Origin of the sequence: Flexivirga caeni (genome assembly GCF_003724155.1) — a bacterium.
Taxonomy (GTDB): Bacteria; Actinomycetota; Actinomycetes; order Actinomycetales; family Dermatophilaceae; genus Flexivirga; species Flexivirga caeni.
Genome location: NZ_RJJQ01000016.1, coordinates 79,422 through 103,066, shown reverse-complemented (window position 1 = coordinate 103,066; position 23,645 = coordinate 79,422). Strand labels below are relative to the sequence as shown.

General features: G+C 67.9%; 22 protein-coding genes and 2 tRNA genes. 12 read left to right on the top strand and 12 right to left on the bottom strand.

Going from position 1 to position 23,645, the window contains the following annotated elements; all coding sequences use genetic code 11:
* The first annotated feature begins 4 nt into the window (after positions 1-4).
* Both EFY87_RS14775 and EFY87_RS14770 read left to right on the top strand, forming a co-directional pair.
* Positions 5-1,234, top strand: a complete 1,230-nt coding sequence (locus EFY87_RS14775) for an ROK family transcriptional regulator (protein WP_123272249.1) — start codon at positions 5-7, stop codon at positions 1,232-1,234.
* Between the two features lie 42 nt (positions 1,235-1,276).
* Complete coding sequence (locus tag EFY87_RS14770) at positions 1,277-2,110, top strand: hypothetical protein (protein ID WP_123272248.1); 834 nt, start codon at positions 1,277-1,279, stop codon at positions 2,108-2,110.
* 19 nt (positions 2,111-2,129) lie between these two features.
* Here the strand turns inward: EFY87_RS14770 and EFY87_RS14765 are convergent, their stop codons facing one another.
* A complete protein-coding gene (locus EFY87_RS14765) occupies positions 2,130-2,657 on the bottom strand; it encodes a YflT domain-containing protein (protein ID WP_123272247.1) in 528 nt (175 codons plus the stop codon).
* Positions 2,658-2,720: 63 nt separating this feature from the next.
* Positions 2,721-2,797 (bottom strand) — tRNA-Ile (locus EFY87_RS14760).
* A 162-nt stretch (positions 2,798-2,959) separates the two neighbouring features.
* Here EFY87_RS14760 and EFY87_RS14755 point away from each other — a divergent pair.
* The 4 genes from EFY87_RS14755 to EFY87_RS14740 all read left to right on the top strand — a co-directional run bounded on the left by EFY87_RS14755 (position 2,960) and on the right by EFY87_RS14740 (position 6,392).
* The gene (locus tag EFY87_RS14755; RefSeq protein WP_123272246.1) at positions 2,960-3,742 is read left to right on the top strand and encodes an amino acid ABC transporter ATP-binding protein; all 783 of its coding nucleotides are present in this window, start codon (positions 2,960-2,962) and stop codon (positions 3,740-3,742) included.
* A gap of 87 nt (positions 3,743-3,829) precedes the next feature.
* Positions 3,830-4,684: a glutamate ABC transporter substrate-binding protein gene (locus EFY87_RS14750; RefSeq protein ID WP_123272245.1), complete on the top strand. Its 855-nt coding sequence runs from the start codon at positions 3,830-3,832 to the stop codon at positions 4,682-4,684.
* A 107-nt stretch (positions 4,685-4,791) separates the two neighbouring features.
* On the top strand, positions 4,792-5,472 hold the full coding sequence (locus EFY87_RS14745) for an amino acid ABC transporter permease (RefSeq protein WP_123272244.1): 681 nt from the start codon (positions 4,792-4,794) through the stop codon (positions 5,470-5,472).
* On the top strand, positions 5,469-6,392 hold the full coding sequence (locus tag EFY87_RS14740; protein ID WP_123272243.1) for an amino acid ABC transporter permease: 924 nt from the start codon (positions 5,469-5,471) through the stop codon (positions 6,390-6,392). The genes EFY87_RS14745 and EFY87_RS14740 overlap by 4 nt, the downstream gene beginning before the upstream one ends.
* Before the next feature lie 1,428 nt (positions 6,393-7,820).
* Here EFY87_RS14740 and EFY87_RS14725 read toward each other — a convergent pair.
* On the bottom strand, positions 7,821-8,399 hold the full coding sequence (locus EFY87_RS14725; RefSeq protein ID WP_425459368.1) for an EamA family transporter: 579 nt from the start codon (positions 8,397-8,399) through the stop codon (positions 7,821-7,823).
* A gap of 37 nt (positions 8,400-8,436) precedes the next feature.
* On the opposite strand from EFY87_RS14725, the gene EFY87_RS14720 reads away from it, so the two are divergent.
* Together EFY87_RS14720 and EFY87_RS14715 are read left to right on the top strand one after the other, a co-directional pair.
* Positions 8,437-8,811 carry a VOC family protein gene (locus EFY87_RS14720; RefSeq protein ID WP_123272240.1) on the top strand — a complete coding sequence of 125 codons (375 nt, stop codon included), beginning with the start codon at positions 8,437-8,439 and terminating at the stop codon, positions 8,809-8,811.
* Between the two features lie 18 nt (positions 8,812-8,829).
* On the top strand, positions 8,830-9,669 hold the full coding sequence (locus EFY87_RS14715) for a DNA-3-methyladenine glycosylase family protein (RefSeq protein WP_220093650.1): 840 nt from the start codon (positions 8,830-8,832) through the stop codon (positions 9,667-9,669).
* Between the two features lie 196 nt (positions 9,670-9,865).
* Here EFY87_RS14715 and EFY87_RS14710 read toward each other — a convergent pair.
* From EFY87_RS14710 to EFY87_RS14675, 8 genes are all read right to left on the bottom strand, one after another.
* Positions 9,866-9,938, bottom strand: a tRNA-Asn gene (locus EFY87_RS14710).
* 65 nt (positions 9,939-10,003) lie between these two features.
* Positions 10,004-10,519 (bottom strand): hypothetical protein, encoded by a 516-nt coding sequence (locus tag EFY87_RS14705; RefSeq protein WP_123272238.1) that lies wholly within the window; start codon positions 10,517-10,519, stop codon positions 10,004-10,006.
* 149 nt (positions 10,520-10,668) lie between these two features.
* On the bottom strand, positions 10,669-12,549 hold the full coding sequence (gene dnaG, locus EFY87_RS14700; RefSeq protein ID WP_123272237.1) for a DNA primase: 1,881 nt from the start codon (positions 12,547-12,549) through the stop codon (positions 10,669-10,671).
* Between the two features lie 60 nt (positions 12,550-12,609).
* Positions 12,610-13,644 (bottom strand): nitronate monooxygenase, encoded by a 1,035-nt coding sequence (locus tag EFY87_RS14695; RefSeq protein ID WP_245988659.1) that lies wholly within the window; start codon positions 13,642-13,644, stop codon positions 12,610-12,612.
* Positions 13,635-14,867, bottom strand: a complete 1,233-nt coding sequence (locus EFY87_RS14690; RefSeq protein WP_123272235.1) for a deoxyguanosinetriphosphate triphosphohydrolase — start codon at positions 14,865-14,867, stop codon at positions 13,635-13,637. Before EFY87_RS14690 ends, EFY87_RS14695 begins: the two co-directional genes overlap by 10 nt.
* A gap of 31 nt (positions 14,868-14,898) precedes the next feature.
* On the bottom strand, positions 14,899-15,315 hold the full coding sequence (locus tag EFY87_RS14685; RefSeq protein ID WP_123272234.1) for a DUF3806 domain-containing protein: 417 nt from the start codon (positions 15,313-15,315) through the stop codon (positions 14,899-14,901).
* Between the two features lie 10 nt (positions 15,316-15,325).
* Positions 15,326-15,601: a DUF2277 domain-containing protein gene (locus EFY87_RS14680; protein WP_123272233.1), complete on the bottom strand. Its 276-nt coding sequence runs from the start codon at positions 15,599-15,601 to the stop codon at positions 15,326-15,328.
* A gap of 31 nt (positions 15,602-15,632) precedes the next feature.
* Positions 15,633-16,451, bottom strand: coding sequence for a DoxX family protein (locus EFY87_RS14675; protein ID WP_123272232.1), 819 nt, complete (start codon positions 16,449-16,451; stop codon positions 15,633-15,635).
* A 165-nt stretch (positions 16,452-16,616) separates the two neighbouring features.
* Between EFY87_RS14675 and EFY87_RS14670 the strand changes: the two genes are divergently transcribed.
* Together EFY87_RS14670 and EFY87_RS14665 are read left to right on the top strand one after the other, a co-directional pair.
* A complete protein-coding gene (locus tag EFY87_RS14670) occupies positions 16,617-17,447 on the top strand; it encodes a sulfurtransferase (RefSeq protein ID WP_123272231.1) in 831 nt (276 codons plus the stop codon).
* A gap of 24 nt (positions 17,448-17,471) precedes the next feature.
* Positions 17,472-18,584, top strand: a complete 1,113-nt coding sequence (locus tag EFY87_RS14665; protein WP_123272230.1) for a threonine aldolase family protein — start codon at positions 17,472-17,474, stop codon at positions 18,582-18,584.
* A 4-nt stretch (positions 18,585-18,588) separates the two neighbouring features.
* Here the strand turns inward: EFY87_RS14665 and dusB are convergent, their stop codons facing one another.
* On the bottom strand, positions 18,589-19,794 hold the full coding sequence (gene dusB / locus EFY87_RS14660; protein ID WP_123272229.1) for a tRNA dihydrouridine synthase DusB: 1,206 nt from the start codon (positions 19,792-19,794) through the stop codon (positions 18,589-18,591).
* Between the two features lie 156 nt (positions 19,795-19,950).
* Here dusB and EFY87_RS14655 point away from each other — a divergent pair, with 156 nt between their 5' ends.
* Positions 19,951-21,822 carry a sigma-54-dependent Fis family transcriptional regulator gene (locus EFY87_RS14655; protein WP_123272228.1) on the top strand — a complete coding sequence of 624 codons (1,872 nt, stop codon included), beginning with the start codon at positions 19,951-19,953 and terminating at the stop codon, positions 21,820-21,822.
* 173 nt (positions 21,823-21,995) lie between these two features.
* Positions 21,996-23,639, top strand: a complete 1,644-nt coding sequence (locus EFY87_RS14650; protein WP_123272227.1) for a flavin-containing monooxygenase — start codon at positions 21,996-21,998, stop codon at positions 23,637-23,639.
* The last annotated feature ends 6 nt before the right edge of the window (positions 23,640-23,645 follow it).

Genomic DNA, 23,645 nt, shown 5'->3' with positions numbered 1-23,645 from the left:
GCTGATGCCACCGGGCGCACGCTCCGCGGCGCGCCCCGAGCAGATCCGACGGCACAACCTGTCCGTCGTGCTGCGGCACCTGCACCTGCACGGCCCGCTGTCGCGACCGGATCTGGTGCGGCTGACCGGGCTCAACCGCAGCACGATCGGCGCGCTGGTCGGCGATCTGGTCGAGCTCGGGATCGTGGTCCAGCACACGCCGACCGAGAGCCGGGACAGGGCCGGGCGCCCGCCATACCTGGTGGCGCTCCGGCCCGGCGCGGTGCACGTCATCGCGGTCGACGTCGACGTCGCGCGAGTGCAGGTGGCCGCTGTCGGACTCTCCGGGACGGTGCTCGACCGCATCACCTGGGAGCACCGCCCGGGGTCCGACCGGTCGGCGGCACGCGTCGCCGACCGGGTCGCGGATGCGGCGGGCCAGCTGTGTGTCGGCGTGGACGACAGCGTCCGGGTCGGTGTCGGTGTCAGTGTTCCGGCGATGGTCGACAACCCGCAGGGCATCGCTGTCTACGCGCCCAACCTGCAGTGGAGCAATGCGCCGTTCGGTTCGCTGCTGCGAGCGCGACTGGGCGACCATGTCGTGGTCGGCAACGACTCCGACCTGGCCCTGCTCGCCGAGCATCGCCGCGGAGTCGCTGCCGGTTTTTCGCACGTCGTCCTGGTTCTCGGGCGGGTCGGCGTCGGTGGCGGCGTCATCGTCGGTGGTGAGTTGCTGCGCGGCAGCCGGGGGTATGCCGCGGAAATCGGCCACCTCACCGTCCAGGCCGACGGCCCCGTCTGCCATTGCGGCAATCGCGGCTGCCTCGAGGAGTATGTCGGCGAGGAAGCCATCCTGCGCGCTGCCGAGGCCGCCGGGATCGAATCTCCTTCACTGGATTCACTTTTCGAACGCGCGGCAGACGGCGACGCGGTCGCGCTGGACGTGGTGTCGTCCGTTGCGCAGTGGCTGGGCCGCGGGTTGTCCAGCGTGGCGCACGTGCTCAACCCGGAGGCGATCGTCACCGGCGGCCACCTGGCCCAAGTGCTGCGGATCGCCGAACCCTCAGTGCGAATAGGCCTGCAGCGCGGCATGCTCACCATCGGCCGCGCGCCGATCACGCTGCTCCAGGGAACGGTCCCGGAGGCGTCGCTGATCGGCGCGGCCGAACTGGCCTTCGAGCGACTGCTCGCCGCACCGGACCTGCTGCCCTGCCTGGACCACAGGCGTGCTGCCGAACCCGTGCCGGGCAGTTAGCCTGGAAGGAACGGATGCCCGTTCTGGAGACTGGAGTCGCTCGTGGATGCCGTCTGGACGCTGCTCGCCGTTGTGTCGACCGTCGCCATGTTGTCGGGTGCCTTCACACGCGGCAGGGACGCGATCCTGCGCACCCTCGGCAGCGCTCTGGTGATGGCCGGCCTGGCGTTCACCCATGCCGACTGGGCAGTCGAAGCCGGTATGGCGATCCTGACGCTGTCGAGCATCCAGTTCCTCTACCGCCCCTACCACAAGGTCAGGCGCGAGCTGCAAGCCTCGCTCGCGTCACTGGTGGTGCTCCTCGCGGCTGCCGCAACGACCCACCATTACCCGTGGGCCGTGTTCCCTGTCGGCTTCATGGCGGTGTTGTGGGTCATCACCGGCGGTCCCGCGCGCAATCGGCGGAAGGAGGCGAAGTCGGTGCGGCGCGAGGAAATGCGGAAGGTATCCGAGCAGGCTGCGGCTGCTCATGATTCGGCCGTGGACCTCGACCGTCTCTTCAATCACCCGCGCTTGCCCGGTGTCGCGCGCGAGCGCCTGCACATCGTGCTGCGCCGCGCGGACGCGCTGCATGCCGACCTGCGCACGCGCCAGGTCAGCGACCGGCTGATCTTCGAGGTGGAACAGATCCACGAGGACTACGCGCCCACCGCGGTCCGCAGCTACCTGGCGCTGTCGCCGGCGACTGCGGACACCGCACCGATCGAGGACGGCAAGACCGGTGCGGTCCTGCTTCAGGAGCAGTTGGAACTGCTGGACAGCGCCTTGGACGACATCGCGACTGCCGCCCAGTCAGCGGGCGCCGACGGCATACTCGCCAGCCACCGCTTCCTGCGGGACAAGTTCGGGCCATCCGGGGATGACCTGCGGCTGTGACCGGTCCTGGCTACCGCACTCAGGTGAGCGTCGGCCCGCCGCCGGGCATCCGCTCCAGCAGTTCGCGCGCCTGCATCGCGAACTTGTGCTCGACGAGCACCTCATATTTGGTCGCGACGACTTGCGTCACCGACTGGAAGTCACGCTGTCCGCGAGTGAGGCTGTAACCGATCGACGCCCAGACGGCACCGAACACGGCGCCGAAGATGATCGTCGAGAAGATCACGCCGAGCACGTTGACCGAGTCGAACATCGACAGGATCAGGCCGATGAAGGCACCGAACCAGGCGCCGGACAGCGCCCCACCGGCGAGCACACGGCCCCAGGTGAGCCGGCCGACGACCCGCTCGATCTGCTTGAGCTCGGTGCCGACGATCATGCAGTTCTCAACCGGGAACTGCTGGTCGGACAGATAGTCGACGGCCTGCTGCGCGTCGCGGTATTCGGTGTAGATGCCCAAGGACATGGGGTATTCAAGGCTCAGGCCCTGGCCCTGCATTCGGGGGTTCTGCGGGCGACCGAAGCCGCCGCTCATCGGACTCGACATACACATCAGCCTAGTGCGACGTGCGGACGCAATCGGGTCGGCCACGCTCGCGTTGCTGAAATCTGGTGGGGCGACTGGGGCTTGAACCCAGGACCGACGGATTATGAGTCCGCTGCTCTAACCGGCTGAGCTATCGCCCCTCGTGCCGAGCCATTGTGACATCACACGGCGCACAGTGCGTGACCAGGCCGGACTCAGCAACCGGTCACCGGGCGGTCAGATGGCAACAACGCGGCAACGATCCGTGCCACTAGCGCACTATTCTTAAAATTACCTGGGGGCGCCTTGTAGGGTGCATACCCATGACGGACCAGGCACCTACCGCCGGCGCGACCAACGCCGAGGCCGGCGAACCCCTCGTGTGTATGACGGGGGTCGACAAGCACTTCGGCGACCTCCACGTGCTGCAGGACATCAACCTCGACGTCGCCAAGGGCGAGGTCGTGGTCGTGCTGGGTCCGTCCGGCTCGGGCAAGTCGACGCTGTGCCGCACCATCAACCGGCTGGAGACATTCGAATCCGGCACGATCACGATCGACGGCGAACCGCTGCCCGAAGAGGGCGCCGCACTGGCGAAGCTGCGCGCCGACGTCGGGATGGTGTTCCAGTCGTTCAACCTGTTCGCGCACAAGACGATCCTGCAGAACGTCACGCTCGGCCCGATCAAGGTGCGGGGACTCGGCAAGTCCGAGGCGGAGGCGCGCGCGATGCAGCTTCTTGAGCGCGTGGGCGTGGCACAGCAGGCCCAGAAATACCCGGCGCAGCTCTCCGGCGGACAGCAGCAGCGGGTGGCGATCGCCCGATCGCTCGCGATGCAGCCGAAGGTGATGCTTTTCGACGAGCCGACCTCGGCGCTCGACCCCGAGATGATCAACGAGGTCCTCGACGTCATGTCCGGCCTCGCCAAGGACGGCATGACGATGATCGTCGTCACCCACGAGATGGGCTTCGCCCGGCGGGCGGCCGATCGCGTCGTGTTCATGGCAGACGGCCAGATCCTCGAGCAGAAGACGCCGGACGACTTCTTCACCAATCCCGAGTCCGCCCGAGCGAAGGATTTCCTGTCCAAGATCCTCACCCACTGACCGACCTGAGTTTCAGCGGCGGCGGTCACCGTCACGATCGCCGCCAACCGCAGCGGGGAAAACCCGCGAACCCGGAGGGAAGACACCATGAAGTTTCGCGCCACGTATGCCGGAGCGGCTGCCGCCGCTCTCAGCCTCGGCCTCGGACTGACCGCTTGCGGCGGGAGTTCCGGCAGCGGCGGCAGCAGCAAGGAAGCCGTCTGCAAGCTGCCCGACAAGGGCCCGACCGTGAAGGTCGGCGTCAAGTTCGACCAGCCCGGCCTGGGTTTGAAGGACGGCGACAAGTACACCGGCTTCGACGTCGACATCGCCCGCTGCGTCGCAGGCGAGCTGGGTTACAGCAAGGTCGACTTCGTGCAGTCACCGTCACCGCAGCGGGAGAAGATGCTGCAGGCCGGCACGGTCAAGATGATCGTCGCGACATACTCGATCACCGACAAGCGGCTGAAGGAAGTCGGCTTCGCCGGACCGTATTTCGTTGCGGGACAGTCGTTGCTGGTCAGCAAGGACTCCAAGATCGACAGTGTCAAGGGCCTGGCCGGCAAGAAGGTCTGCTCGGTGACCGGTTCGACCTCGGTCGACAACCTGAAGAAGGAACAGCCGAACCTGGTGCCGCAGAAGTACGACACCTACTCGGCGTGCGCCGAGGCCCTGGCGTCCGGCTCGATCGACGCGATGACCACCGACGACACGATCCTCGCCGGATACGCCAACCAGTCGCAGTACAAGGACAAGTTCAAGCTGGTCGGCGGCACGTTCAGCGAGGAGAACTACGGCATCGGCCTGAAGAAGGGTGCAGCCGACTGCCAGAAGGTCGCCGACGCGATCAAGAAGACCGTCGACAACGGCAACTGGCAGAAGGCGCTCGACAACAACCTGGGCTCTGACTACAAGTACAACAGCGAGTCCAACCCGCCGAAGACGCCGACCTGCCAGGCCTGAGTCCTCGCTGATTGCAAGGACTTTCACTCGTTCCCGGCGGTGGCCAACCGTCATGTGGCCACCGCCGGGAGATCTTCACCCGTCCGTTCGAGACAGGGAGCTCAGCGGTGTCTTCGCTCTTCTCCGATTACCACATCTGGACCGCGCTGTGGGCGACGGTCCGGCTCACCATCTACAGCGCGATCGGCAGCCTGGTCCTCGGCACGATCGTCGCGACGCTCCGGCTGTCGCCGATCGGGATCCTGCGCTTCGTGGGCACGTCATACGTCAACATCTTCCGCAACACCCCACTGACCCTGATCATCCTGTCGTGCAGCTTCGTGCTCTACATCCAGCTGGGCATCACGCTGGCCAACTCGTCCGACCCAAAGTTTGCCGACGTCAACGGTTTTCGACTGGCGGTCGTCGGTATGACGGTCTATCACGCGACCTATGTCTGCGAGGCGCTGCGCTCCGGCTTCAACACGATCCCGCTCGGCCAGGCCGAGGCCGCCAGGTCGATCGGGCTCACCTTCGGCCAGACGATGCGTGAAGTGATCCTGCCGCAGGCGTTCCGCGGTGCGGTGGTGCCGCTCGGGAACACGCTGATCGCGCTGACCAAGAACACGACCGTCGCGGTGACCATCGGGGTGTACGAGCTCTCGGCGGTGCTCAAGACCGTCACCGAGCGCGATCCCGGCCTGCTCAATCTGTCCTTCCTGGTCGTCGGGGTGATCTTCGTGATCCTGACCCTGCCGATGGGTGTCGCGATCGGCCGGCTCGGCAACCGAGTGGCGGTGAAGAGATGAGTGCGAGTGTCTTGTTCGACGCGCCCGGGCCGAAGGCGCGGCGTCGGTACGCACTCCTCGGCGTCATCGGCGGCGTGGTGTTCGCGGCGATCATGGCGCTGGTGGTCTGGAAGCTCGCCACCAAGGATCAGTTCGCCAGCGCGAAGTGGAAGCCTTTCGCCGAGTGGAGCACCTGGCACAGCTACATCCTGCCGGGCCTGCGCGGCACCCTGGTGGCTGCCGCGATCGCCATCGTCATCGCGTTGGTGCTCGGTGTGCTGCTGGCGATGCTGCGGCTGCTTTCCGTGCCAACGGGCAACTCCCCCAAGGCAATCGGGCTGCGTGCCGTGACCTGGATCGCGACGGCCTGGGTCGAGCTGACGCGCGCCATACCGGTGCTGCTGATGATGCTCTTCATCTTCGGTGTGCTCAGTGCGAACGGACACGGCAGCGGCAACGGCCCGCTGATCGCGACCGTCGCCGGCCTGTCGTTCTACAACTCGTCGGTCATCTGCGAGGTCATCCGAGGTGGTGTCGGTCAGCTGCCGAAGGGCCAGTCCGAGGCCGGTCGCTCGATTGGGCTGACCGAGGGCCAGACGGTGCGCCAGATCCTGCTGCCGCAGGCGATCACCGCGATGCTTCCGTCGCTGATCAGCCAGGTCATCGTCGTGCTGAAGGACACGGCGCTGGGTTACAACGTCCTCTACGGCGAGCTGCTCTACAACAGCAAGCCGGCAACTTCGTTGAACGGCAACATCTTTGCGATGCTCGTGGTGATCGCGGCCATCTACATCGCGATCAACTACGCCATCAGCAAGCTGGCGACGTGGGTCGAGCACCGTCTGCAGGCTCGCGGCCGCACGACCGGCCCGGCTGCGCCCGACGGTGACCCGGCCGGGCCCACCAACGCGCCGGGTGTCGCCACCGGGCAGGCCGTATGACGCAGCGCGCTCGGCATACTGAGGGGTGACTATCCAGTGCGCTGGAGGCGGACTCCCGCGTACTCTTCGCCCGTGGACACCCCGCTGCAGGATTGGTCGCCGGTCCCCTGGCTGATGCGGTCATGGCGCCACGCAGCCCCGGACCCCGCACTGCGTGTGCAGCCGAGAATGATCGAGGCGATGAAGGCCCACCCGGGTGTCCGCAAGACCCTGGTGCCGGGCACGCTCACCCGTTACGAGACCGGCGGATTGACTCCGCCGCTGCCGGTGGTCGCCGCCCTGGAGGACATCGTCGGCCTCGCCCCAGGCGAGATCAGTTCCTATCTGCCCAGCGGCAAGGCGAGCACGCAAGACCGTGCGGCACAGTGGAGCTTGCTCACCCGGGCTGACGCCGCAGACACCACCCCGCTGTCGGGACGGGACTGGCTCGAGCTGGCAACCCTGATCACGACGGGCACACCACAGTCTCCAGAGCGGATCGCCTTCTGGTCACACCTGCTGGTCAACGAGATGTCCCGCTCCACCTGTGCCGGATATCGCTTGCGCATCCGTGCCCTGGAAGTGCTTGCCGCCGACCCGGTCGTCAGCGGGCCTGTCGAAGACGCGGTGCGCGACCATCTCGCTGCCTGCGGCCACACCGTGATCGGAGATGCGCTCGCGTCGTTGACCGAGGTGCAGCACCCGCGTGGCACGGCGCTCGCACTGCAGACCTATCGATCGCTGCGCGGCGAACCGACGGAGTCCGTCGCGCATGTGCTCGCCATCGACCTGCGTCAGGGGCGCAGCAAGCGCGAGCTGTGGGGCGCCATACGCGACACCCTGCGGGAGGACCTGACGAGCGGTCACGCGGAGTTGGAGGCGGTTGCGACGATCGTCGCGTCGAGCCTGAGCCCGTGGCAGTTGCGGGACCTGCTGTCTCCGCTCAGCCGGGATCAGTCCCGGCGGGTGCAGTTGAGCATCGTCCGGTCTCGCCCGGAGACGCTGCCTGCGGCGGATGCGCGGGAGTTCCGCATCACCTGCGCGAGTCTGGCCAGGGAACTTGCCGGGCGGATGAACCGCCGGCACGAGGACGGTCTGGCGACCTGGCTGTGGCGGCTGCTGGTCGATGGCACCGATCCGTTCACGGCCGGTCTCGCGGTGTCGGCGAGTCCTTACGGGCACGCGCTTTCCCACGAGCTCGAGCGCCGCTTCTGGTCCCGGCCCGCTGAAATGTCCACCACACGCGGAACCGTAGGGCGGGCAACCGAGTTCCCGTTCACGTCGGTTGCGATGGGCGCCTGCCGGCGCACCGACCCCGAGACGCTCGCCGCCGCGTATCGCTCCGGCACCCCGTCGGACAAGCGCCGGCTGCTCACCCCGCTGGCGCACCACCGCGCGTTCCCGGCCGACGTCGACCTCGCGACGGCGATCCGGGAGACCGGCGCCACGTCACGCGTCATCTATGCGGCCGGTATGTCGGGCCACCCCGGCCTCACCAGTCTCGACGGCTCCGGCATACCCACCGGTCAGCAGCGCGCCGCCCGCTGGTGGGCGAACGGCCCCGACCCGGGCAGGCTGGCCAGCTGAGGGGACATCCAGGGTGCTGGGGGTTGGTGCGAGCACGAGGATGACGAGAACCACCGCGATGATGCCGAGGCCGACCCAGCCCAGCGCCGGCAGTCGTTCACCGACGATCACCACCGCCAGCACGGCGGCGACGGCGGGCTCGACAAGAGGCGCCGTGGTGGCGGTGCTCGCTGGCACCCGGGTCAGGCCGTAGCCGAACAGCAAGTAGCCGAGGAACATCGGCACCAGCGCCATATAGGCACTGACAGCGAAGTTCTCCCGGGAGGCGAGCAACGGAGCCCCGGTCAGCAGGAGCACCGGCGGGAGTAGCAGCCCTCCCCCGCCGAACACCGCACCCATCGAGGCCGCGCGGCCGACACCGCTGTTCATCAGGCGATGCGAGGCCCACGTGTAGGTCGCGTAGGTGCCGCCGGCGACCACAGACGCTCGATTGAGTGTCAATCTATTGACACTGAATCGAGCGACAGGAGAAAGTCTGATGACAGCTATGACGGCCGGCCCCGATTTCGTCTCGTTCCAGGTCCGCGACCGGGAGGTGTCCGCACGCTTCTATGAGGAGACGGTCGGGCTCAGTCGGCTTCCCGCGCCGAACCCAGCCGCGACGGTGTTCTCCGCTGGTGGGGTCGCATTCGCGGTACGCGACCCGTTCCCCGGCGTGGATCTTGACGCGATCGGCCAGTTCGGCGCGGGCATCGGCGTGTGGTTCCACAACAAGGACGCGGCCGGGCTGCACTCACGTCTGATGGAGCAGGGCGTGCCGATCGCCCAGGAGCCCTCCGAGGGTCCATTCGGATTTCAGTTCGCGTTCCGCGACCCGGACGGGTATATCGTCACGATCCACTCCGAGGCGTGAGATGCCGTGAGGCGGCATGTGGCGGAGATCGAGGTGGTAGGACCGTGGTCGCTGCGGACCAGCCGAGGGTTCTGGAAGGGGTTCACGCCCACCGCGATCTCGCCCAGTGGTGATCCCGGCGTGTTACAGACTCGCTTCGTCAGCGAACACGACTGGACGCCCACTACCGCGAACGTCACTCAGCACGGCAGCGCCGCGCGCATTGAGCTGTTCGGCGACGGCGACCTGAACGCCGCCGCTGAACAGGTCGCCAGCTTCCTCTCCCTGGACATCGACGCAACCGATTGGCCGGATGTCGGAGACCGCGACCCGATCATCGCCGGCGCGCAGCGTGCGTTACCCGGCTTCCGGCCATGCGGGTTTTACTCACCCTACGAAGCTGCGGCCTGGGCGGTGCTGTCCCAGCGCACCCGTGTACCGGAGGCGGCTCGACTTCGCCGCGATCTGATGGCCATTTACGGAGCACACGGCGCGTTCCCCGCACCTGCCGATCTCATCCGTGCCGCCCGCACAGGAGAACTCGTCCTCCCCGGCCGCACAGCAGAATATTTGGTCGAGGTCGCGCACGCGGCACTGGATGGCGTTCTCCACGGCCCGTATCTGCGTGCCCTGCCCGAAGACGAGGCGCGCGGCCAGCTCCTTGCCATCACCGGGATCGGCCCGTTCGCCACAGACCTGACCCTGATTCGTGGCACGAACGCCCCGGACGTTCTCCCTCGCGCGGAACGCCACCTCGACGCCGAGATCAGCCATCTCTACGGCCCCGGCGTCACACTCGCGGAAGTATCCGAGACCTGGAGACCGTTTCGCTCCTGGGCGTCCGTCCACCTCCGAGCGCTCCGCGGACAACGCCGGTAATCGTAGCCCAGGCGCGGACGCCTGAAGGGATCTCACCCAAGTCCAGACCAGCCAAACACAAAACAACTCGGTGACCCAGTCTGACTCCGCTTGACCCCAGAGAGCGCCCCGCTGCGCGAGACCGGAGATCGACGTTCTTTCGGAGCGATGAGAAAGGCCCCTTGACCGTTTCCGCTGGTCAGAGGCCCTCTTGCTGCTCCCCCACTTGGACTCGAACCAAGAACCCTCCGGTTAACAGCCGAATGCTCTGCCAATTGAGCTACAGGGGATCGCGCGCTTGACGCGAGGGAAACCATAGCAAAGGCGCGCGGCCAACGCCGAATCGGGCGACGTGCTACAGACCGACGGCGTCGCGGACGAACGCCGTGGTGCGGGCGACGGCGTCCTGCACCTCCGGATCGTCGGCGCGGGTGGCTCGTCCGAGCACCGTCTGCGTGAGGAGCTGACCGGTCTGCAGGTCCCGTCGTACGACGACCCGGCCCTTGGCGCGCCCGGTCAGGGGCAGGTCCTCGGCCAGCACGATGCTCGCGCGCACGCGCTCGTGGAACGTCTCCGGCAGGCGGGTGTCCTGCTCGCCGAAGGTCCACTGCGACGGCCTGCGTGTCTCGATCCAGGTGACGCTGAGGGTCCATGCCTCCGAGTTCCACTGACCGGCGTCGACCTCATGCCACGGGCGCGGGGTCACTGTGCCGTCCGCTGCTACTTGAATGAGGTGCCAGTTGGTCGCGACCACGCGCGCGCCCGTCAACTGGTCGACGGCCGACGCCAGCACGCGCTCACCTTTGGGCAGGCGCAGTTGCGCGAGCACCTCGTCCGATAGCTGCGGCTTGGACCGCTTCAGAAACGACATGATCCGGCCATTGTCCCCCGGGTCAGTCCCAGCACACGGGACACCCCCGCGCCGTTGACGCTCGAACCAGCCGCTGACCCCGTTGCTGCACCGTCAGCGGCTGGTTCGAGCGTCAGCGACCGTTTCGAGCGTCAGTGAGTGCGCGCAGGTCACTCCAGGCTGGCCAGCAGATCGGCCAGGGTGCGCTGCAGCGTGGTCAGCTGCGCCGAGATGCCGCGGGCCTCCTCCGGGTCCTCGGTGCGCCGCAATGCGCTCATCACCTGCGCGATCCGGCGGCGCAGCGCGACCTCACGCACGCGGACCACGAGCGAGCGCACGTAGTGCCAGTCGGGCCGGCCCTGGCTGTCCAGCTTCGTCGGCAACGGCTCGACGGCCAGTTGCGCCACCAGTGGGCGGACCACCTGCGGCACTGCCTCGTTCACCGCGGAGACCCAGGCGCTCTGGCTGCGGCCGGTGTCGATGCCGACCGTCCGGATCGCCTCGAAAACCGCCCGGTGCGCGGGCGCGGTCAGCTCGGCCGGGTCGATCTGGTCCAGCTGCTGGGTCGGCATCACACCCGGGAACTGGATGGCGCACTGCAGCAGCATGTGCTCGGCCCGCACCACCGGATCCCGCAGGTTCGGGGGTTCGTATGCCGGTGCAGCCCCTGGTGACTCGGCCGCATCGGCATGATTGTCCCGCTCCTGCTTCGCGGCCGCGGCGATGCCGCCTCGTGGCGCTCGGCGCACCGCCTGCGCGAAGTCGTCGATGCCGACGCCGATCCGGCGTGACACCTCCCGGATCAGTTCGTCCCGGCTGAAGCCATCGCGGATGTCGGCCACGATGGGCGCGATCGCCCGGGTCGCGGCAACCCGCCCGCTCACCGAGTCGAGGTCGAACCGCGCGAGCGTGGTCTGCACGACGAACTCGAACATCGGAGTAGCACCCTCGACGAGTTCGCGCACCGCTTCCGCACCGCCGGACATCCGCAACTCGCACGGGTCCTGGCCGTCCGCGGCGACCGCGACATACGACTGAGATGCCCAGCGCTGGTCCTCGTCATACGCACGCAACGCAGCCTTCTGCCCGGCCGCGTCACCGTCGAAGGTGAAGATCACCTTGGCGGGGTCTCCCCCCCGCTCGTCGCGCAGCAACCGGCGCAACAGCTTGATGTGCTCGACGCCGAAGGCGGTGCCGCACGTCGCGACCGCCTGCGTCACCCCGGACAGGTGCGCCGCCATCACGTCGGTGTAGCCCTCGACAATCACCGCCTTGCGGTCGTCGGCGATCGACTTCTTGGCCAGGTCCAGCCCGTAGAGCACGCGCTGCTTCTTGTAGATCGCGGTCTCACTGGTGTTCAGGTATTTCGCCGGCCGCGGGTCGGCGTCGAAGATCCGGCGGGCGCCGAAACCTACCGTGTCGCCGGTGATGTCGTGGATCGGCCAGAGCAGCCGGCCCTGGAAGACGTCATACCCGCCACGGTTGATCAGCCCCGCCGCGAGCAGCTCGTCACGACTGAAACCCTTGTCACGCAACAGGTTCGCCAACGCATGACCGTCGGTCGGAGCGTAGCCGAGCCCGAATTGCTCGGCGATCGCGCCGTCGAACTCGCGGCCGCGTAGGTAGTCGCGCGCGGTGCGCGCCTCCGGCATACCCGGGAGCAACGACGCGTAGAACTCTGCTGCGACCCGGTGGGCTTCGAGCAGCCGGGTGCGCCGGCCGATGCTCTCCTCACGCGGCCGCACCCCGTCCTCGTAGTGCAGTTCGACGCCGGCCTTGCCGGCCAGCCGTTCGACGGCCTCGGCGAAACTGAGGTGGTCGACCTCCTGCACGAAGGAGATGACATCGCCGCCCTTGCCGCAGCCGAAGCAGTGGTAGAAACCCTGCGCCGGGTTGACCGAGAAGCTGGGCGTCTTCTCGTCGTGGAACGGGCACAGACCGACCAGGTTGCTCCCCGACCGGCGCAGTGTGACGTGCTCGCGCACGACGTCCTCGATCGAACTGCGCTCCTTGACGAGTTCGACGTCTTCGGACTTGATGCGACCCGCCATAACACCGGCAGTCTAGGTGGCCGGGCACCCGCGCGGGCGCGCCCGTCCACAGGTCATCGGTCAATCAGGGTGCCGGACGAGCGCCGCTACGACGTCGGCTGCTGGTCCAGTCCGGGCCTGTCGCCAGCCGGTACCCGCCCACAGGCTCACCAGCTCCCGATTCCCGGCCGCTGCACCCGCCGCACGCACTGGCCGGGTCAGCTGGTTGACCATCGGATAGACCGGCACCGCCAGTGGGTCGAGACGTGCCACGAACTCATTGCGTATGGCGCGCGCCGGCCGGCCGCTGAAGGCACGGGTCACGACGAGCTCGGTCAACTCCGGCGCGGTGAACCCCGCGCGGTATGCCGCGGGCATCGCGCACTCGTCGGTGAGCAGGAAGGCGGTGCCGCACTGCACTGCTGCCGCTCCGGAGGCCAGCGCCTCAGCCACATCGCGCGAGCCCATCACGCCGCCGGCGACCACGACCGGCACAGGGGCAACGGCGAGCACCGATGCCAGCAGCTCGCGCCAGCCCGCCGAGTTCGGCTCGGCTTCGACGCGATGCGTCCCGCGGTGCCCGCCCGCGTCCGCACCCTGCAGGCACAGCACGTCGGCACCCGCGGCGACCGCCGCCCGCGCCTCCGCGGCGTCGGTCACGGTCACCATGATCCGGCTGCCGACCGCATGCAGCCGGCGAACAGCGTCGGCCGGTGGCACGCCGAACATGAACGACACGAGTGCCGGCGGCTGGTCGAGGAGCACTCCGAGCTTCGCGTCGAAGTCGTCCGTGCCGTCCCAGCGCGGCTCGGGCAGGTCCACGCCCGCGGCAGCGGCAATGGGGGCGAGCGCCTCGGCATACGAACGCAATCGGGCGGCGCCCCGGGCCTCGTCGACCGGGGTCGGCAGGAAGAGGTTGGCGCCGAAAGGCCGATCGGTCAGCTCCCGGACCCGTGCGAGATCGGCCGCGCACCGCGCCGCGGTCAGGTAGCCGCCGGGCACGATGCCGAGACCGCCGGCTGCACTCACTGCGGCGGTGAGCTCCGGCGTGCCGACACCGGCCATCGGTGCACCCACGACCGGCAGCGGCGACAGCGACCACATGGCTAACTCCACGACTCCGCGAGCGCTCGCGCCCGGTGATCGGTCAGCGAGGCGATCTGGTCGACGACCACCCGCAGCGCCGCCGCGTCGTCCGGCGCGGCCGAATAGTCCTCTGCGAGCATCGGATCGAGCCGATCGGGATGCTCCTGATAGATGCTGAAGAGCGTCTCGACGATCCGGCGCTGCTCCTCCTGCAGCAACCGCCGGGCCTCGGTTCGCATGACGAAGTGCGCAGCGACGGCCTTCAGCATCACGCACTCGGCGAGCACGTCCGCCGGGATCACGACGTCCGCGGAATAGCGGGTCAGGGGTCCATCTCCATACTTGTCCCGCGTCGCCTGCTCGGCGGCAGCCACGAATCGACCGATCAGCCGGCTTGTCATGTCCTTGAGCGCGGCAACCCCTTGCCGGCCGGGACGTAGCCGGTCGGGTATGACGCCAGTCGCCACCAACTGCGCGAAAGCCCCTGCCAGTTGCGCGGTTTCGAGTTGCGGCGCATACGTGCGCCGCGCCAGGTCGGCCAGCAGCTCCTGTTCTGGCGCAGAGCGTAGTGCCCGCAGATCGATCAGTCCGAAGGTGATGCCGTCCTCCACGTCGTGGACCGAGTAGGCGACGTCGTCGGCCCAGTCCATGACCTGCGCCTCCACGCAGCGCTGCTGGAAGCGCTCCGTCGGCGCGGTGGCGCGGACCCAGCCGAAGATTTCAGCATCATCTTCGTAGCAGCCGAACTTGCCCGGGTAGGAACGATTTTCGCCACGAAACCAGGGATATTTGCTGGCCGCGTCCAGAGATGCGCGGGTGAGGTTGAGCCCGACCGAGCCGCCGTTGTTCCGCGACCGCTTGGCCTCGAGCCGGGTCAGGATGCGGAAGGTCTGCGCGTTGCCCTCGAATCCGCCGATGTGCCCGCAGAGTGCGTTGAGCGCCGCCTCACCGTTGTGCCCGAACGGCGGATGCCCGAGGTCGTGCGCGAGACACGCCGTGTCGACCACGTCGGCATTGCAGCCGATGACCTCACCGAACTCCCGGCCGATCTGAGCGACCTCCAGCGAGTGCGTCAACCTGTTGCGGATGAAGTCGTTATCTGGTTGCAGCACTTGGGTCTTCGACGCCAGCCGACGCCACCCGGCCGAGTGCAGCACCCGTGCCCGGTCGCGTGCGAAGTCGTCCCGGTCGGCGCGCTTCTGCACCGGGTCCTCGCGCACGAAACGCTGCCGGTCGTATGCCGAATAGCTCATGCCGGGCGCCGGCCCGTCCGCAGTGGCACGATCAGGCCGGGCCTTCGATGCTGCGCATCAGTTCGCGCACGAAGACCGGCAGCCAGCCGCGCTGCCGCTGCGACCAGGCCTGCGCGATCGGGTCGATCGGGTAGAGCACGCCGAGATCGTCCGCGGACGCCAGCGCAAGGTCGGTCCCCTTCGCGTCCCCCGCAATTCGCCACTGCAGCGACGAATTGCGTTGCAGATGCTCGCCCATCGCCATCGCGATCATTGTCAGCTTCGGCGTCGGGTCGGGGCGCTGGTCCGCCGGCATCAGCAACACTTCGTTGACGTAGGCGTCATACGCGCTGCCGATCGACTCCACGTCGTCGATGTCGATGCCCGCCGCCCGGGCGTCGCCCAGCCAGCCGACCAGCGCGCGCTGAGCGCTGCGATCGAGTGGCCGGACGGTGATCTCGGTTGTCACAACACGCCTTTCACGACGCCGATGGATAGCGCGCCGCGGAGCGGGCCCTGGCCTTGGCCGCCTCCTCTTCGCGATTCTTCGGCGGCGCCGTAGTCACGAGCGCGTCGAGCAGCTCACGGCTCGCTGCGGCGATCACCTCGACCGCTTGGTCGTAGGCAGCCTGGTTGGCCTTCGAGGGTTTGGCACCGCCGGCGATCTTGCGGACGAACTGCAGCGCGGCGGCGTGCACTTCGTCATCGGTCGCCGGCGGTTCGAAGTTGTTCAGCGGACGGATATTGCGGCACATGTCCCCATTGAACCCGATGTGAGTCCGGGACTCACGACACCTGAGCGCGTGCCTGTCGCGCCGCCTCCGCAGCCTTCCGGCTGAACTCGCCACCGCGCTGCCGCACTGCCTCGGCGACCACGGGCGCCTGTTCGCGCGCAGCGTCGGCAAGCGCCTCGCCGTGCTCGCGCGCCGCATCGGCCACGACCGGGGCCTGCTCCTTGACCACCTCGGCCAGATGCTGACCGTGCACACGGGCCGCATCTGCCACGACCGGCGCCTGCTCCTTGACCACCTCGGCCAGATGCTGACCGTGCACACGGGCCGCATCGGCCACGGTGCTGAGCGTGTCCTTCAGCGAGGCGACGGTTTCGGAGTTGTCAGAACTCGAGGGCAGCGCCGATGCCACGGCCTCACCGGCGTGATGTGCGGCCGCGCGACCCCGCCAGGCGAGGCTCGGCTTGCCTCCCGTGTCGGCTGCCGCGATCAGCAGTCCGCCGATCAGGCTCACGTTCTTGATGAACTGCAACTGCTGCTGCGAGCGTTTCGCCGGGTCGTCCTCCTGCCAGAAGGCATGTCCGGCGAGGGTCGTCGGGACCATGCTGCCGGCCAGCGCGAGCGCGGCAACGCGCGGGAACTTGCCGGTGGCGAGCATGAGTCCGCCCACGACTTGGACGGCACCATTGAGGCGGACGGCCGTCGCCGGGTCCTGCGGAATCAGGTCTGCTGCCTGCTGGGGCAACAGTCCGCGTAGCTTGTCCAGGAACGGCTCGGCGGCCGGCACCGAGCGGTCCGGATTGCGCACTGAGTTGAACCCGCCATAGATGAAGATCGACGACAACATCGGACGGGCAAGGCGACGGACGAGCACGGTCGAACCTCCACGGATCGGTCTTGGCACGGAGCGCCCCCGCACGGGGACACCGGAACAGGTCGAGACTACCCAGTCCGGCGGGTGAACAATCAGCGACCACGAGGCTTGTTCAGAATTGACCTCCGCATTGCGGGTGCTGCCCGACGCCATCACACTTTGGGTATGACCCGCCCCACGCACCCCCTCATCACCCCGGCCGGGCTGGCGTCCGTCCGGGATCGCGTGACCTTGATCGACACACGCTGGCAACTGGGTGCGCCGTCCCGCCGACCGGCATACGACGTGGGGCACGTGCCGGGCGCCGCCTGGGTGGAGTTCGAGGGCGTCATGGCCAGCGCCCCAGGAGCCGGGGGTCGCCACCCGATGCCGGAACGTGACGTCTTCGCCGTCGCGATGCGGGCGGCCGGTGTCCGCAACGACCGCCCGGTTGTGGTGTACGACGACGGGAATTCCCTTGCGGCGAGCCGGTGCTGGTGGCTGCTGAGGTATTTCGGCAAAGAGGACGTGCAGGTGCTCGACGGCGGATTCGCCGCGTGGCAGGCGGCCGGGCTCCCGGTGTCCACCGATCAGCCAGCACCGCACGAGGGTGATTTCTTCCCCACCGACCCGGGCGCTGCGCTACTCGATGCCGACGACGCCGCCGAGATCGCGGCCACCAAGCTGCTGCTGGACGCCCGGCCCGCGGACCGCTTCGCCGGGCAGCACGAGACCGTCGACCCCGTTGCCGGTCACATCCCGGGCGCCGTGTCCGCTCCCGCCCTGGCCAATCTGACCGACACCGGCGCGTTCCTCTCCCCCGACGACCTGGCGCTGCGCTTCACCGCGCTCGGCGTCCGGCCGGAGAGCGAGGTCGGCGTCTATTGCGGGTCGGGTGTGCAGGCGACGCATCTGGCGCTCGCGCTGGAAGCATCCGGGATTCACCCGCAGACCAGCGTCTACATCGGGTCCTGGTCGCACTGGATCACCGACCCCGAGCGCCCGGTCGAGGTCTGAACACGCGTCGGGCAGGATTGCACGATGCCTGCTGCAGATGACACCCCCACCGACTCCACCACACTCGACGCTCGATTCGCCACCGCAGCACGGGGCGCCCGCCGGATGCTCGGGCACGACATCCGCACTCCGAAGGAGGCGCTCGCCGCAGTCGCAGACGGCATCGCTTCGACGAACGACTGGGACCGGTATGGCGACGGCGGGCTCGTCGCCGAGTTGGAGTCGCGTGTGGCGACCATCCTCGGCACTCCCGCGGTGACGTTCTTCCCCAGCGGGATCATGGCACAGCAGGCGGCACTGCGATGCTGGGTCGACCAGTCCGGGACCCGCCGCGTGGCGATCCCCGAGCTGTCGCACCTGTTGCGTCACGAGCTGGACGGCCCCGCGCTGTTGCACGATCTGCGCTGCGAACGGCTCGGCACGGGTCGGCAGGTGCCGACAGTGGCACAGCTGGACGCCATACCCGGACCGTTGGGCGCCGTCCTGCTGGAGCTTCCGCTGCGAGAAGCGGGCTTCGTGCTGCCAACGTTCGGCGAGTTGCGTGACTTCAGCGCCCGCTGCCGGGATCGTGGCGTCCCGCTGCACCTGGATGGCGCGCGACTCTGGGACTCGACGCCGCATCTCGGGGCATCGCCGCAGGAGGTCACGGCGCTCGCCGACAGCGTGTACGTCTCGTTCTACAAGGGTCTCGGCGCACTCGCCGGTGCTGCACTGGCTGGTCCGGAAGATCTCGTCGCGGAGGCTAATCAGTGGCGCCGCCGGCTCGGTGGCACGCTCTATGGCATGACGGCGTATGCCGCGTCGGCGATCGCGGGACTGGACGAGCACCTGCCACGGATGTCCGAGTACCACGACCGGGCCGTCGAGATCGCGGCGCTTCTGCGTGAAGGAGGCGTCGCCGTCGTACCCGAGCAACCGCACACACGCGAGTTCGTCGTATACGCACCGGGGACACCGGATTCGTTGCGAGAGAAGGTTGTTCAGCTCGCGGAACGAGAAGGCGTGATCGCGGTCCAGAACTGGGCGCGCGCAGACGTCCCCGGATGGTCGTGGGCGGAGGTGTCCGTGGGGTCGGCGACCATGCGATGGACCGCGCAGGAGGTCGCGGTCGCCCTCACGTCGGTCGTCCACAGCTGAGGACCTACCCGCCGCTGCTCCACGCCTCGGCAGCCGCCACATCGCGGCGCGTGTCGTCGTCGATCGTGCGCGAGTCGAGCCAGCCTTCGGGGAGCACGACGTGCCGCTCGGACCCCGCGCGGCCGCGCGGGCCCTCCGCCGCGTCGCCGGGCCACGGCTGGTCCAGGTCGAGACTGCCCAGCAGGTCGTCCAGACTGGCCACCGACTGCACCAGGCCCAGGCCGGCGCGCAACTCCGAGCCGACCCGGAATCCCTTGAAATACCAGGCGATGTGCTTGCGGATGTCTCGGCATGCCTTGTCCTCCGACTCGAAGAACTCGGCAAGGTAGAGCGTGTGCAGCCGCAGCGTGTCGGCGACTTCCCGCATGGTCGGCTGCACCCGGGTCGAACCACCCGCGAACGCCGCCGCGAGGTCGGTGAACAGCCACGGCCGGCCCAGGCAGCCGCGGCCGACCACCACACCGTCACAGCCGGTCTCGGCCACCATCCGCAGCGCGTCGTCGGCAGACCAGATGTCGCCGTTGCCGAGCACCGGGACGCTCGTGACGGTCTGCTTCAGCTGGGCGATCGCGTCCCACTGCGCGGTGCCGGAGTATGCCTGCGCAGCCGTCCGTGCGTGCAGCGCAACCGCCGCAGCACCCTCCCCTTCGGCGATGCGACCGGCTTCCAGGAAGGTCAGGTGATCGTCGTCGATGCCCTTGCGCATCTTCACCGTCACCGGGATGCCGTATGGCGCGGCCGCTCGCACCGCCGCGGACACCACGCCCCGGAACAAGTCGGTCTTCCACGGCAACGCGGAGCCGCCGCCCTTGCGGGTGACCTTCGGCACCGGGCAGCCAAAGTTGAGATCGATGTGGTCACAACGGCTTTCACTCGCCAGCAGATGTGCGGCGCGACCGGTGGTCTCCGGGTCGACGCTGTAGAGCTGGATCGAGCGTGGTGACTCGTCCGGGTCGTGCTCAATCAGCCGCATGGTCATCGGGTTGCGCTCCACGAGTGCCCGCGAGGTGATCATCTCGCTGATGTAGAGGCTGGTCGCGCCCGAGGCGCCGCCAGCACTGGAGCCGGCTTCGCCATACCTGCGGCACAGGCGGCGGAACGCCCGGTTGGTGATGCCGGCCATCGGCGCCAGCACCACGGGTGAGGCGATCGTGTGCGGGCCGATCTGCAGCGGCGGCAGGACGGGCGTGGGCGTGGGCGTGTCGGTCATTGCGCCATACATCGTCCCAGGCGGGCACACGCCTGCCCAAATCAGCGCATCTGTGCGCCGGAAACAGCGAATTGCCCGAAGTTGGTGCCCGCGCACCCTTGGGCTGACGCCGTCTCCAGCGCACAATGATGATGTGTCGTGCATCACAGCGGTGGTATGACGTTGCCGAACCGACCACCGAAGCACCAGCTGCGGGTCGCGGCCGCGCGCGCCGACTTCCTGGAGACCGGTCGGCCGGCCGCGGCCGCAGTCTCTGACGTGCTGGCGGCATCATGGGTGCGCAGCCGGTCTGCCGGCGTCGACGCCGACCGTACGAGCCCTACCTACAGCGACGACATCGACACTTCGTCGCGGCTGGCGCGGTGCGCCAGACCGGTAATCGACCAGCTGGGCGCGGACATTCCCGACGTCGCGCTGGTCATCGCCCTCACCGATCACAAGGCGCGGCTCGTCGAACGGCTCGACATCTCCACCGGCGTCGCGCGTCTGGTCGACCGCGTCGAGTTTGCGCCAGGATTCAGCTACGCCGAAGACACCATGGGCACCAACGGCGTAGGCACGGCGATTCAGTCGGGTCAGCCAGTCTCGATCGTCGGACATGAACACTATTCGGAGCAGCTGCAGCCGTTCGCATGCACGGCGGCACCGATCATCGACCCGATCACCGGCCGGATCGAAGGCATCCTCGACGTGTCGACGGTCGCCCGGTCGTGGAGTCCGTTGCTGCATACGCTGGTCAAGTCCGCGGCCAAGGACATCAGCAGCAACCTCTTCAACGACCGCAGCCAGGCGCAGCAGGTGCTGTTCAACACCTACCTGCATGCCGACGCACGGTGCTCAAAAAACGCCGTGTTCGGTTTCGGTTCCGCAGTGGTGATGGCGAACGCGAACGCGCAGACCTTGTTCACCCATGAAGAACAGGCCGGGATCCGCGATCACGCCAGGTTCCTCATGAGCCGGCGCGACAAAGTCACCGACACGATCACGCTCTCCTCCGGGCGAGTAGTCCGTTTCCGCGGCACCCGGATCGTCAGCGGCGACACGACAGCCGGGATCGTCGTGGTGGCCGAGCTCGCCGAGTCGCACCTGGTGGCTGCGGCCCGCAGCGCGGCGGAGTTCGGCGTGCGGGTAGTGCCGAACGTGTCGGTGGCCACCGCCGACACCCAATCGATCGTGACCGGCCTGCGGCACCGCCGGATCGGGCCTGCAGCGGTGAGTACCTCACCGTCCTGGGCACGTGCCCAGGACGAGCTGCAGCATTCGCTGGCAGCGGCAGCGACCACGCTGGTGCTGGGCGAGCCGGGGTCGGGCAAGTTCACGCTGACCACGGAGACGTTCCATGCGGATCGCCTCAACGGACGCAGCGTCTGCCTCGACGCCGGGCAGCTCGACAATGGCGTCGGCATCGACGCCGAGACGCTCGTGGGCGAAGTTCCCGACCGCCCGACCCTGGTGGTGGCGCGCAACATCGAAAACCTCGGCGCCGAAGGCGCTGCGACGCTGACGCGCATCGTCGATGCCGCACGCTCCGGCGCCGCTCCGGTCACTGTCGTCGCGACGGTCACCCAGGTGGACGGTGAGTTGTCCGTCATCCGGCCGGCTCTGCTCTCGCTGTTCCGGGCCTCGGTGCAGGTACCACCCTTGCGCTACCGCACCGAAGACCTCGACCACCTCATCGGGCGACTGCTGCGCGAACTCGCTCCCCTTCGCCACGTACACCTCTCCCCCGTCGCGACGCGAACACTCGCGGCCTACCCCTGGCCGGGCAACGTCACCCAGCTTCGGGACGCACTCGGCCAGGCGTTGCGGCAACGCCCCGTTGGCGAGATCCAGGTGGACGACCTGCCCCGGTACTGCCAGACGAACATCAGCAGCCACAACCTGACTCCCATCCAGGTCGCCGAACGCGATGCCCTCATCAGCGCGTTGCGAGAGCACGACGGCAACCGGGTGGCTGCGGCCGCCCACGTGGGAATATCGCGCAGCAGCCTCTATCGGAAGATCAAGACCTACGGCATTGTCGGCTGACTCCGGCGCGCCACAATCCGATCCCGGCCGGCGTCGCCGGGATGCCTCGCCATACCGACGTGTCGTCCGGGCGCCCCGAAAAAGTGTCCCATCATGGGACGGCTCAACTGTGTCCTACGCCACAACAATGGTTTGCAGCCGAAAATCGAGACGCGAGAAGGACGACTGTCACCATGACTCAGACCCTGCCCGACACGAGTTCCGCCGAAGCCACCACACAATTGGAGGCGCTGGTCATCGGCGCGGGCGTCGCCGGCATCTACCAGGTGTTCCAATTGAAGAAGCTCGGCCTGAAAGTCCGGGGCTACGAGGCCGGCAGCGACGTAGGCGGCACCTGGTATTGGAATCGCTACCCGGGCGCCCGGTTCGACTCCGAGGGTTACATCTACCAGTACATCTTCGACGAGGACCTCTACAAGGGATGGTCCTGGAGCCAGAAGTTCCCCGGCCAGCCGGAGATCGAACGCTGGATGCACTACGTCACCGACGAGCTGAACGTGCGCGGCGACTTCCAGTTCGACACCCGGATCGCCAAGGCAGTGTTCGACGAGCGGACGGAACGCTGGACGGTGACCACCGACACCGGGGAAGTGATCGACACCAAGTTCCTGGTCACCTGCGCCGGCATGCTTTCCGCTCCACTTGCCAACCTCTTCGAGGGCCAGGACGACTTCACCGGCGAGATCTTCCACACCTCGCGCTGGCCGCGCGAAGGAGTCGACTTCACCGGCAAGCGGGTCGGTGTCATCGGCACCGGTGCCACCGGCATCCAGGTCATCCAGACCATCGCTGCGGATGTCGATCAGCTGAAGGTGTTCATCCGCTCCCCCCAGTACACCTTGCCGATGAAGAACCCGGACTACGGTCCGACGGAGCAGGAGTGGTACCACGGCCGTTTCGACGAGTTGCGCTCGGTCATACCGCACACTTTCAGCGGCTTCGAATACGACTGGGAGCACCCCTGGCACGACACCTCACCGGAGCGGCGACGCGAGATCCTCGAAGAGATCTACGAGGACGGCTCGCTGAAACTGTGGCTCGCCTCATTCGGCGAGATGTTCTTCGAGCAGGATGTCAGCGACGAGATCTCGGCTTTCGTCCGGGAGAAGATCGAGGCGCGGCTGCAGGATCCGGAACTCATCGACCTGCTCGTTCCCAGACCCGGCGAATTCGGCTTCGGTACCCATCGTGTTCCCCTGGAGCGCGGCTACTACGAGGCGTTCCACCGGCCCAACGTGGAAGCGATCGGGGTCCGGGACAACCCGATCACGCGGATCGTGCCGGAGGGCATCGAACTCGCGGACGGATCGGTGTACGAGCTCGACATCATCGTGATGGCGACCGGTTTCGACGCTGGCACCGGTGCGCTGACCCGCATCGACATCCGAGGCCGTGGTGGACGGTCGCTCGCGGACGACTGGGGCCGGGAGATCCGTAGCACGCTCGGCATCATGGTGCATGGCTACCCCAACATGCTCACCACGGCGATCCCGCTCGCACCGTCGGCAGCGCTGTGCAATATGACGACGTGCCTGCAGCAGCAGACGGAGTGGATCACCGACCTGCTCGCCTACATGGGCGAGCACGGCTATGACGTCGTCGAACCCACCGAGCAAGGTGAGGAGGAGTGGGTGCAGCATCACGACGCGATCGCCAACGCAACCCTGGTGTCCAAGACCAGTTCCTGGTACAACGGCGCAAACGTGCCGGGTAAGCCGACCGGCCGGGTGTTGTCCTATGTCGGCGGGGTCGGCGCCTACCGGCAGCAGGCGGACGCCGCCGCCAACGGCGGATACCAGGCGTTCCGATTCGAGTGACCACTC